The following is a 13,517-nucleotide window of genomic DNA, read 5'->3' as shown; positions in this document are numbered from 1 at the left end:
AAAAGCTTTCACACAAGTCATAACCGTGTGAAAGCTTCTCTCTTATTCAGCATTATGCTTTTCTTTGTCTTCGAGCAATCATTAGGATCAACAATCCCAAAGCGATGAATCCTGCTCCAAATAGAACAATATTAAAGAGGTTCGTTGCTGTTGAAGGTAATTGCGTTCCCCCATCCTCCTCAGTCGTATCCGTTACATCTGATATGACCTCTTGGACTTCCTCTTCTTCTGGAGCAATCGGTATGAACGTATTAATGAGGTTATAACCGTCCACCTCTGAACGATAGCCATCCACATCCATTTCCGATATCGTGTACTCATACGCAACACCAGAATCATCAAATTTCGGCAAGTCCATAAAGCTATATTGCCAATTATCCGATCGTGTCACGGTTTTTGTTTCTAATTCGATGCCATTTTGATAAAGAACAACGACAATTGAATCTGGACGATCTTCTGGCGTATCATTCACCCACGTTTTCGTTCCTTCAACAGACGTTGTGCCTACTCTTAGGTTCGTGATGTCAAAGCCATTGATAGTCGTTTTATAACCTTCTACCGGCTCTTCTTCGATCGTGTACTCAATCGCCTGACCTGTAGCATCATAAGCATCTAAGTTCGCGAACTCATAGGTCCAACCGTCTTCTTCCGTAATAGTAACTGTTTCATACACATTCCCATTTTGCAGGAGTGTCACAGTAATCGATATCGGACGGTCTTTTGAATCATCATCTAACCAACCTTTTGTGACAACGATCGACTTTTCCTCTGAGCGTGTATTCGTAATGTCATAGCCATCTACTTCTGAATGATAGCCTGGAACATCGTGCTCTGTCACAGTGTATTCATACGCTATACCTTCACGATCAAACTTAGCTAGATCCGTAAACGTATGCTCCCAATCCGTCTGAGCAGTGATTTCTGCTGTATCGACGACAACACCATTTCGTAGTAAGTTCACAAAGATTTCTTCTGGACGATCCCCTGGATGATCATCACGCCATGTCTTTGCTACCTCTACATCAATTGTGCCAACTCGTAAATTCGTAATCTCATAGCCGTCAATCGAAGCCTCATAGCCAGCTACTTCTTCCTCTTCTACTGTGTACGTATACTCCACACCTTGATCATCGTATTTCGCCAAGTTCGTAAATGTATACGCCCAATCATCAGCTGCTGTTATCGTTGCTTCAGTTACTACTTCTCCATTTTGCAGCAAGTAGACCGTAATCGATTCTGGACGATCTTCACCTTCACCATCAATCCACTCTTTCGTCACCTCAACAGACGTTGTGCCGACTCGGAGGTTCGTGATGTCGTAACCGTCTACTGTCGCTTCATAACCGTCTACTGGCTCTTCTTCTACCGTATAGACGTAAGCTACCCCTTCGTCATCAAACTGATCTAAATCTGTGAAGCTGTACTGCCAATTCGTATCCCCCGATACCTCTTGAACAGCTATCACCTCACCATTTTGCAAAAGATTTACTTCAATGGTTGCTGGTCTCTCATCTGAGTTGTCATCGAGCCATGTTTTCGTTCCTTCCACATCAATCGTTCCAACACGGAGATTTGTAATCTCAAAACCGTCGATCGACGTTTCGTATCCAGCTACTGGCTCTTCTTCGATCGTGTACGTATATTCAACACCCTGATCATCGTACAATGGTACATCCGTAAATGTATACGCCCAATCATCAGCGGTTGTTATCGTTGCTTCAGATACTGCTTCTCCATTTTGCAGCAAGTACACCGTTATCGATTCTGGACGATCTTCACCCTCACCATCAATCCACTCTTTCGTCACTTCAATCGACGTTGTGCCAACTCGGACGTTCGTGATGTCATAGCCGTCTAATGGCTCCTCTTCCACTGTATAAGAGTAAGCAACTCCTTCGTCATCAAACTGATCTAAATCTGTGAAGCTATACTGCCAATCCGTATCCCCCGATACCTCTTGAACAGCTATGACCTCACCATTTTGTAGAAGATTCACTTCAATCGTTGCTGGTCTCTCATCTGAGTTGTCATCGAGCCATGTTTTCGTTCCTTCGACATCGATCGTTCCTACTCGAAGATTTGTAATCTCAAAGCCGTCGATCGACGTTTCGTAGCCTGCTACTGGCTCTTCTTCTACCGTGTACGTATATTCTACACCCTGGTCATCGTACAATGGTACATCCGTAAATGTATACGCCCAACCAGCTTCTGCTGTTACTTGAGCTACATCGAATTCCTCACCATCCTGTAGAAGGTAAACGGTAATCGATTCTGGACGGTCAGTCTCAACACCATCTAACCATGCTTTCGTCACTTCAATCGATGTTGTCCCCGCTCGGAGGTTCGTAATATCATAGCCAGCGATTGTCGTTTCATAACCGTCTACCGGCTCTTCTTCGATCGTGTACTCAATTGCTTGACCCGCATCATCATACGCAGCTAAATTCTCAAATTCATAGGTCCAGTCTTCCTCTTCTGTAATATCAACTGTTTCATACACATTGCCATTTTGCAGAAGGTTCACAGTGATCGATTCCGGGCGGTCTTCTGAATCATCATCTAACCAACCCTTTGTCACGGCAATCGACTTTTCCTCTGATCGTGTATTCGTAATCTCATAGCCATCTACTTCTGAATTGTAGCCTGGAACATCGTGCTCAGTCACAGTGTATTCATACGCAACACCTTCGCTATCAAACTCAGGTAGGTCGGTAAACGTATGCTCCCAATCCGTATCAGCTGTGATGTCCTCTGTTTCCAACACAATCCCATTTTGTAGTACGTTCACGGTGATCGATTCTGGACGATCAGCTAGGTTATCATCACGCCATGTCTTTGTTACCTCGACATCAATCGTACCCACTCGAAGGTTCGTGATGTCATAGCCGTCGATCGACGTTTCGTATCCTGCTACTTCCTCTTCTACAATTGTGTACGTATATTCTACACCTTGATCATCGTACACGGGTACATTCGTAAAGGTATACGTCCAACCATCTTCTAAGCTTACTTGTGCCTCATCGAATGGTAATAACTCATCATTCTGTACAAGATATACCGTAATCTCTTCTGGACGATCTTCACCCTCACCATCAAGCCACTCTTTCGTTACCTCAATATCTGTCGTGCCAACTCGAACATTCGTCATCACAAAGCCATCTTCCATATTTCCTGTAAGTGACTGTTGCTCGTAACCATCAACTGGCTCTTCTTCGATCGTATATTCATACATTTGACCTTCCTCATCAAAAGCTGGTAGATCCTCAAATGTATAGAACCAATGACCACCATCACCCGGATTTACCACAATGGCGACTTCCTCTTCCAACTCCTCGCCATTTTGGAAGAGCTTTAACGTAATCTCATCTGGACGTTCAGATACTTGGTTATCATCTAACCATACTTTTTCTACTTCAATATCTGTCGTACCTGTGAGCGTGTTAATAATCGTATAACCATCAACTTCTGCCTCATAGCCTGCTGGAACGGAAGCTTCCGCTACTGAGTATGTGTATGGAAGACCGTCAGCATCCACGGCATCCAAATCAGCAAACGTGTATGACCATACATGATCATCGTCATCCTGAACATTTGCCTCTGTCAATGTGACTGACTCAACGAAATCTTCTGTACCACCTTCTATTTGTCGATACAATTCAATGGCTATACCAGAATCGTTTGGACGATCCCCTGTTGCATTATGATCATCTTGCCATACTTTTGTCACTTCGATATCGACAAGTTCATAGTTGATTACTTCACCAAAATCAATAGCAGTGTCACCGTCAACTGGATCAATAGTAAATGTTAAGTCTTCCCCTGTGTAATGCTGGTAACCATCTGGATATATTTCAGTAAATGTATATGTCCCTGGACGCAAATCTTCGACAAGCATGATGCCATCCTCGTCCGTGTAATGCGTTACCGAATAAGCATCGTCCACATCATTAACCAATTCCGTACTGTCTAACAGAAATTCTATGCCTGCCAATGTTTCGTTCTCATCATTTAGCTTCGTAAACGTAACAGAGCCTCTAGTAATTTCGTTGTCAAAGTCAGCTAACTCTATTAATTCTGTATCTGCGTCCGCTGATACAGTAAATTCAACTTCTTCCGTACTTAATTCGTATCCTGTCGGTGCTGCTGTTTCAACAAGCTTATAATCTCCGACTGGTAAGCCTGTAATGCTAAGCGTGCCATCGCTTTCTACTGAAAGATCAGTAAATCCTTCAACATCCTCACCATCTGCATCAATAACTTTAAATTCCGCACCTGTAAGAACCACTTCGGTTTCGGCGTCTACTTTAGTAAAAGTTACATTCGCAAACGGGGCATTGGTAATCGTTCTTGTAATAACCGTTTCACCTTCTACATCATCCAGTGATACGGTAATCTCAATTGATGTACTGTTTGCAATATACCCCTCTGGTGCTGTTGTTTCGGTTAACGTATATACACCCGGTTGTAAATTTTCAAACGTTAATGTACCATCTTCCTCTGTCGTTCCTTGAGTGGTCGTACCATTTGGATACTCTAAAGTAAATTCAGCTCCACTTAAGAGTTGACCATTAATGGAATCTTGCTTTGTCAATTCTAGACTTGTCGTTTTCGCTGTATTCGTAATAACAAATCCGTCCTCAACTGAACCTTCGATCTCTGATTCGTATCCACTCTCATCTAGTTCCTCGATTGTGTACTCATACGGATCACCCTCAGAATCAACTGCATCTAAACCTGTAAATTCATGTGTCCAGTTAGACTCTTCATCGATTTCCTGAGTGTCAAGCTCTGATCCATTTTGTAGGAGTATGACTGTAATCGAATCTGGACGTTCAGCATCGTTCTCATCATCAATCCAATTGTCATTCCATTGCTTTGTTACGTCAATGTCGACTAACTGATAGTTTTCAACAGTAAGCTCATGTTCATGACTAACACCATCTTCATCAGCTAAGTCAATTGTAAATTCAATTGGTTGCTGCCAGTGTAATTGATAACCATCGTGTGCGGTTGTTTCCGTCAATTGGTATGTTCCTGGACGAAGGTCATCAATGACTAGTTTCCCATCAGCATCTGTTGTCAAACCAGTCTCTAAAACAGGATCCCCACCATTAACTAAATCGACACTTTCTAACGTAAATGCGACACCTTCAAGTAGAATATCATTATCTTCAGCATCTACTTTAGTAATTTCTACAGAGCCTGTAATAATATCGTTAGAGAATGGAATTGGCTCTAATTCAGTCTCTGTTTCGCTACCTGTAACGCTAAACGTTCCGTCATTATCAGTTCCCATATTATAACCTAATGGAGCTCGAGTCTCGACAAACGTATACTCCCCTGGCGCAAGCCCTGTAATACGAATTTCACCTTGAGCGTTTGTTTCTAAATCCTCTCTGATCATGTTACCTTCTTCATCTAATAGATTGAAGAGCGCTCCTGCTAAAGACGTACCAGATTCACTATCCACCTTTGTTAAAACAACCTCTTTGAAAGGGTCGTTTGTAACTGTATGCACAACATCTATCTCATCATGAACATCATCAATCGTTACAGTTACTTGAATAGGATCACTATGTTGAATGTAACCATAATCATCTGGTACAGCCGTTTCGATTAAATGATACTCTCCTGGCTTCAAGTCTTCAAAAGTGATTTCGCCATTTGAATCCGTTTCGTCGACTTGATCAGCAATCACGTAGTCATCACCGACATAGCTTAACGTAAACTCAACACCTGCTAAAGTTATGCTACTATCTATAGCATCCACCTTCGTCAAAGTTAGATTCGTTGTTTTGACCTCATTACCAAATTGACCTAAATCTATTGCAGTTGTCTGACTTTCCACAATCTCAAACTCTTCCTCTATATCAGCTGAAAATTCATAGCCACGTGGAGGTGTTTGTTCGGTCAGTCTGTAATTCCCTGGTCTTAGATCATCTACTTCCACTCTTCCATCATCGTCTGTCGTCAGTGTTCTGCTTGTATCATAGTCATTTCCATCATAATCAAGATATTCTAAGGTAAATACCGCACCTTCTAAATGTTCACCTGATTCACTATCTACTTTTTCAAAAATTAGACTTCCTGGCGTCAGTGAATTTTCTACTGTTTCAGTAGTAACTACCGTCTGATCCTGATTAATCGTAAAGATGATCGGATTTGTTGAAAGTTCGTAATGTTCTTTCGCTGCCGTTTCAATTAAATAATAATCCCCTGCTGGCAAGCCTTCATCAGCATTTCCACCTGGTAAATGTTCAATCAGAATTTCACCTTCTGAATTCGTTATATACGTTTCAGCAACCAAAGTTCCATCAGGATATGAACCTTGATACAGTTCAAACTCAACGCCTTCTAATGGCGTCCCATCAACATCATCAACCTTAGTAAGCTCAAAATGTTGTTTGATCTTTTCATTTTCGATCGTTATGCCATCTGCTACAGTTTCATCATTGACCGTAACCTGTTGTTGATCTTCAATGCCAACAACATAAAATTCTGGTGCTTCTGTTTCTTTTAACTGATAGTCCGCATACAGTAAATTCGTAAACGTAGCAATCCCGTCTTCATCTGTCTCAGCTGTCTTTAATAACACTTCACCAAATTCATCCCACAGTTCAAACACAGCACCTTCGAGTGTTACATTCTCATCTTCCGCATCTACTTTCGTAATTTGCAATGAGCCAACCTCACCAGTAATACTACCTGATATATTATTGAAGGAAATGCTCGTGTCTACATTATCACTTGTTTGCGTCTCATCACCAGGGATCTCTCCGCTTACATTGGCTGAGTTCCTATAGTTTCCATCGCCTTCATACAAGATATAACTGTCATATTCTAACATATACGCTTCTTCAATTTCACGCGTAAATATGAGTGTAAAAGATTCCTGTCCTGTATCCTCATCCTCTGTAAACTCTACCTCGTAATCGGTACCTTCTTCTAATACTGTAGATTCATCTTTAACGATACTATTACCATTCACCGTTGTTCCATATACAGTAAATGTCTCTTGTCTAATCGTTTGGTTTGCACTTAGCATATCAACAATTTCATAGTCTATCACTCTCGATTGACTAAAGTTTAGATCAATCGACCAATTGACAATTCGACCGTTATCAGTGTTTTGCTGACCTCTCTTGTTAACGTACTCTCCACCGTAAGTTGGATTCACAGTAGCTCCCAACTCTATGGGATCTTTGTTGTCACTTGAAACGACCGCTTCATTATTGTATGTCGCTGCAACATGTTCACCCACAAGATTTGTTGTATATTCAATGATATACGGTCCTGTAATATCACCTAAAGAAACCGTAAAGCCATCTTCATCCTCAGGGCCACTTGCTGGGTTAATATCAAAATCACCCGTTACATCAGCACCAACCCCATAGTCATTCTCACCTTCTGTTAACTCCATTTCATAAATTCGCACATCACTAATATCAAAGTTCTGATCACCTAAAATAAAGTCTTCAATAACCACACCATCAAGTGTTTCGTTGTTATAGTTCACACCAATCGTCCACGTAATCTCTTTCGTTTCTAAATTGTAAGAACCATGTTTAAAGCCATTATCCTGCGTATAATCATCAGGCGTAAACGTTGCTGTAGCTGTCCGCTCCACAGTGTCTTCCTCGCCTTCAGGAATCCACTCCAAATGGGCGTTATTCGTATGGTTGCTACTTCTATCTGCAACATCAAAATCGATTGAAGTCGTATAATGAATAGTTACTTGCTCTGTAATCGTGCCATTAAACGTAATGACTATTTCTCTAGTCCCTTCATTATAATCATAGTCATAATCTCCATGATTCACGTCAATATCCTCTAAAGTGAACCCTACTGGCAATGTATCTCTGAACACGACATTTTCCATCACATGCTCATCACGATTAATCACAATCGACCAATTCGTTTCCTTTGATGCATAATCGGTAGAGTCGTGAGATTTAATGAAGATCCCTTGGCTAATCGATTGTTCAGCGCTTGAATCATTTTCGAATTCATCTGATATGGTATTCATAACATTAACATTTTCTGCTACACGATCAATCGCTGTCGTTTGATAAACAATTCTATAAGCTTGGTTAATGTCATTATTAAATTGAAGTTCAAATCCTTCTGATGTTTCGGTAATTTCATAATCACTTGGACTAACCACCGATTCCCCTATTTCATCTCCTGTATCTGGATCAATTTCAACAGCGATAACCTCAAAGCTACCCTCAATTAACTGTTGATTGTCATCACCAAACACATCGGTCAGCTTCGCATCACCTTGTGATATAGCCTTCTCATCAAAATTATATCTCACTTCCCACGTGATCGTTTGGGAAACATTATCATAATCGATCGAATCTTTCTCAAGTGGTTGACCACGAGTAACAACCACTGATGCGTTTGTAGTAGAGGGAAGATCCATATGATCCCCATCTAATGTTGCGTTATTTCGATACGTAGTACCAGTATCATCATTGATTTCCGTTTCATAGACAAAGCGGTAGGCAGAATCGATAAACCCTAGCTCTAACTCTGGAAACGCCGATACTTCAAAATCGTGATCCATCGTTATTTCGATCGCCTCGTCCACTGTCCCATTCGCATTCATCACTAACTCATACACTCGTAATGAACCATCAACAAATGAATGATCCCCTTCTTCAATCACATCAGTCAAGGTCGCATTCTCAATCTCTTGTAAATTTTTGTTAACATCTACGGTCCATGTAATCGTTTCAGTATTGTAACCTCTATTACCCACACCTTGTTTATCAATCGCATTCGCATGTCGAATAAACTTAATCGGGAACTCTAACGTATCTTCCCCTCCAATCGGAAAAGTAATGACATCTCCATCAGCTACCCCATCATAATCAGCGTCGAAATTAGAGCTAAGCTCTATCTCACCTCTAATATCAGAGCGCTCTTCGATATTTTCATTAAATGTAATGATCACGTTATTACCGTCCGTATGGAATTTACCAAAAACAACTCCATCCACACGCGCTAAATCTATAGCCTCATCTACATGTATTTGCGGAATCTCAAACATCTCCGGTACTTCAATTGTGTATATCGCACCAGCACCATATCCATGATTATTCGGTAACTCAAACTCATATACTAACTCATATTTTTTTTCTTCATATGGATATTTAACAACAATCAAGTCTCCATCCTCAAGTGGTTCTAATTCTTCACCTTCACCTATACTTAACGTAACACCCGTAATAATGTTCTCCGTAATTTCTCCTGCACCACTCATCGTAGACATCGAAGAGCTATGTAAGTCACTTTCTGACTCGTCACCCTCAGCTTCCTCTTTCGGCGCTTCTGCTTCATCCGCGTCTTCTGTTACCTCTTCTGAATGTTCCACTTCCTCAGCGTCTTCTTCAGTCATTTCTTCGTCTTCTGCTAATTCACTTTCTAAAGATTCCTCAACTTCCTCATCGATTGTTTCTACGTCTTCTGTTGTTGCTGGAACAAAGACAGCCTCGAAATCAAACGACCCTTCCGCTCCAGGCATTTCTTCAATCACTTCATGGAATGTCACTGTAACCGTTTGATCGTCACTCACATGAACGATACCGACTTCTTGCTCTTCAAAGATCAATTCAACGGTCTGATCATGTGCTATGACAAGCTCGTCTGGTAAGCTTAATGCTTCTTGATACCCTTCACTCACTTCTAGACCTTGAATAGACCAATCAACATGCACGATGACATCCTGCTCGCTTGATTCATCTACACCGATTTCATTACCGTCCACATCCGTTATTGTCACTGCCTGAAAGATCGTTTCCTCATCGTCATTAGCCGCAGCAAATGACGGCAACATAATACTACCAGTCATTGTCTGCAGTACTAATACAACAATCAGCAGCACGTTTAAGATTTTTTTCATTATGATCCTATCCCTCTCTTCAATCATTTTTCTCGTACTATGTAGACCAACACTTCTCAAAGAGACCACTAAAATGTGATGTTCATTGTTTAGTGGTCTTTAAATAACAAGTGCAGTCTTTGCCCTGTTTTGACTTGCAATGAGTGGAGCCACTGTTACATTTTCAATGGCCTCGACAATCATGTAAGGTGATCCAAATCTCCATCCCCTTTAAGCACCCTAGATTGTCTTACACTTCAGAATGTTCTATCCTCATCCAAACAGTAAGTCACCGGTCATGTTTAGTTGTTGTCTTTTCCATGGTGCACCATCTTCACTCATACGTATCATTCAATCGCTACCTTCGATAACCGCATAAGCATGGACGTTGATCACCACCTATTCTTTTATTTTTTTACTCACCTACTTTATCAACGGACGCTTAAAAATCACTTAAACCTGATATGTGAATTCACAATCTATCACTATTTGATCGTTCTTAACCACGAAAAACCTTTCCATGTCATTACTATGGAAAGGTTTCTTAAGTCCTTATTTCATGAAATTCTATACAAATCATACATTCTTCTATAAGATCCCTAGTACGATAGATTCATTATTAGGAATTTTGTGTTTATCTATTATACAAGCGTCCTCATTCGCCATTTCTACATAAATAGGTCATCCTTCTAAAGTGTGATCTCCGATTCCATGGAAAATGTCATTCATGAATCTCGCGCCTATTCTCAGCACAAAGCATGCATTAGAAACGCCAATAGGGTTATCCTAAAAGCGTAACAACCTTTTAGAATAACCCTATTAATTTCAGTCACACGTCTTACCTAAATCCCTTTAGAAAAAGCCCTCAATCTAGCAGACGGCTTAAGCTGCAGGTCGGTCTGCAGGCGCTCCGCAAATGCCTCGTACAGCGAAACCGCATCTGCCCGCCGTCCCATTCGTCTGAGAATGCCCATCATTTCTTGAACCAACTCCTCAGAATAAGGGTCTTCTTTCATCAGAACATTCAAGCATTGACTCGTTTCCTCCAATTGCTCTCTATCAGAGTAATAGTTCTTCATCTTCACCATCACGCTTATCATTTGAAAGTGATGAGCCTGCATACGCTCCTTCGCCCACTCATAATCATCACGCTCCAAATATTTCCCCGTATACAAGGTTAATACACGATTAAATGGTTCAACCGAATCCGGTTGTTCATGTAAATCGTTCATTGCCTTTTTCCATTCATCAACGTCAGTAGACGTCTCTATCTGAAGTAAATAACGTTTATCCAAAAACGTAACCGCATGATCAAAGCCGATCGATTTGAGTTTTTTTCTCAAGTGATACATACACGTATGTAAATGCCTTTTAGACTTTTGATAATCTTCGCCAGGCCATAGTGCTTCAATGATCATATCTCGTTCAACATATTGATTGTGATACGTAAGTAAATAGGCAAATAATTCCTTTACTTTGCTCGTTTTCCAATGAACTAGCTTCTTTTCGTAATAGACGGAAAACTCTTGAAAAAGGTTAATTTGTATTGAATGAGCTTTTTCCTCCATAGCCTTTAACCCACGTAGCTCCAGCTCATTATGTATCCGTTCAGTCGTTGTCTTAAGTCGATTTGTTGAGACGGGTTTCAATAAATAATCAAGGACATTGATTTCAAATGCGTTCACCGCATACTCCTCATACGCCGTCACAAAGATGCATAATGACTCCTTATTTGTAGCTTGCATCTCCCTAACGAGGTTAAGTCCGTTACTGCCAACCAATTGAATATCAACAAAGGCCACATCGTACTGCAGATCATCTATGCTTCCCTTCCATTCCAGTTCTGATTGAAAGGTCGCCACAATTTCATATTCTCCTGTCTCTTCAAGCTTTCTTTCTAACACTTGAATCGCAAGTGGCTCATCATCTATTAGAATCGCTCTTATCATTATTACCCCACCTACCTGTAAGCCTCTTAGTCGTTATGTAATCATTGTGTCTGTGCCCATTCTATTCCTTATCGTTTATTTCGGAATCTGTGTTGGTAGATAACAGTGTCGAAAGGTCCAATTCGAAAGGGCCTGCCTTTTACCAAAGTGAGCATTCATCTAAGAACATCATCACGAAAGAGACTAGGACTTAACTAAAGTGTCTATCTGGGAAACCCGAACAAAAGATACACGTAGCGGATGAAATATACGCAGACTCCTGCGGGATGGAAAGCCAAGAATGAGACCCCGCAGTGCGAGCACTAGGAGGCTCACCGGCTTCCCGCGGAAAGCGAAGTATATTTCAGGAGCGGTTTACGTCCACCATCTATCATTGCCCGGCTTTTCTTTTAGTTAAACCACTTTTGTCCTAGCCTCTCGTTCATTGTTTCATCATTGAAAATATGTGCGGTAATAACTCATTAGAGAGTCAGAAGTCTCAAGACCAAGGTCACTCCTTAACCTCAAACTAAATTCATGGTATCTCGCTTTCGCTTCTGCTACTTGACCCATTGCCCGCAAATGATCAAGCTCTTCCTTCAGCAACTCCTCCGAATATGGGTCTTCTTCAGAAAGAAGCATTATACATTTTAATGCTCTTTCGTGCTGCTCCTTGTATTTCTTCTTCATGACGTTTAAAAACTGGTCCATCTTATACTGATACGTAAAAGATCGATCTCTCGCCCAATCATAATCATTCCGCTCTAAGTATTTCCCTCTGTACAAGTGTAGAACACGGTCAAATTGGTGAATCGAAAACCTATCCGGGTCACGGTCAAATTCACTCATTAAAGCTTGCCATTCATCAACATCATTTTGAACGTTAATGAGAGACAGTGAATAACATTTATCCGAGAAGGAAATCGCCTGATGAAACCCTAATGACTGCAGAAGCTTCCGCAAATGGTACACACACGTATGCAAATGGATCTTAGACTTCTTATAATCTTCATCTGGCCATAATGCTTCAATTATCAAATCACGATCCACATATTGCTCATGATACGTAAACAAATAAGCAAACAATTCCTTCACCTTGCCCGTCTTCCAATTCACAAGCTCCTTATGACGATACACCATTAATTCTAGAAAACTGTAAATGCGAACAGGTTCGTGCACCACCTCACGAGCTTCAGAATGGAGGAGGACCATCGCCTCCTTCAATCGTTTCGTCGTCTTAATTAATCGTTCATCCAATACTGGCTTCAATAAATAATCAACCGCATGCAGTTCAAACGCTCTCACCGCATACTCTTCATAGGATGTCACAAATACGACTTGTAGGTTATCCATTTTCGAAAGCAGAAATTCAGCAAGATCCATCCCACTCGTCACCTTTAAATTAATGTCAATAAATGCAACATCAAAATCTAGATCGTCTACTTTCGCTCGTAACTCACTTTCTGAAGCATATGTGCCAACAATTTCATATTCCTTGGTCGCTTCCAACTTACTTTGAAGTAGCTGAATTGCCAACGGTTCATCATCTATTAGTACAGCACGTATCATCGCATTCACCCATAATCTATTCATTCTATATTAGCAATATCCTACCATTTTTTCTATCGAAGGTATAGGTGAATCTATACATCAATAATTTCTTTCTTCAAGAGAGGGGACAAGCACTGGCGTTAGATGAATCG

At 40.9% G+C, this 13,517-nt stretch carries 3 protein-coding genes; all 3 read right to left on the bottom strand.

The window, feature by feature from the left end:
- Positions 1–52: 52 nt before the first annotated feature.
- The 3 genes from JCM9152_RS15020 to JCM9152_RS15010 all read right to left on the bottom strand — a co-directional run bounded on the left by JCM9152_RS15020 (position 53) and on the right by JCM9152_RS15010 (position 13,407).
- Entirely contained in the window at positions 53–9,907 is a 9,855-nt protein-coding gene (locus tag JCM9152_RS15020) for a Cna B-type domain-containing protein (RefSeq protein ID WP_035345917.1), read from the bottom strand.
- A gap of 821 nt (positions 9,908–10,728) precedes the next feature.
- Positions 10,729–11,835 carry a response regulator gene (locus JCM9152_RS15015; protein ID WP_035345915.1) on the bottom strand — a complete coding sequence of 369 codons (1,107 nt, stop codon included), beginning with the start codon at positions 11,833–11,835 and terminating at the stop codon, positions 10,729–10,731.
- A 432-nt stretch (positions 11,836–12,267) separates the two neighbouring features.
- Positions 12,268–13,407, bottom strand: coding sequence for a response regulator (locus JCM9152_RS15010; RefSeq protein WP_035345913.1), 1,140 nt, complete (start codon positions 13,405–13,407; stop codon positions 12,268–12,270).
- Between the last annotated feature and the right edge of the window lie 110 nt (positions 13,408–13,517).

Origin of the sequence: Halalkalibacter hemicellulosilyticusJCM 9152, from assembly GCF_000513115.1 — a bacterium.
Taxonomy (GTDB): Bacteria; Bacillota; Bacilli; order Bacillales; family Bacillaceae_D; genus Halalkalibacter; species Halalkalibacter hemicellulosilyticus.
The sequence above is the reverse complement of the archived record's forward strand: the minus strand, read 5'-3'. Positions and strand labels throughout refer to the sequence as shown.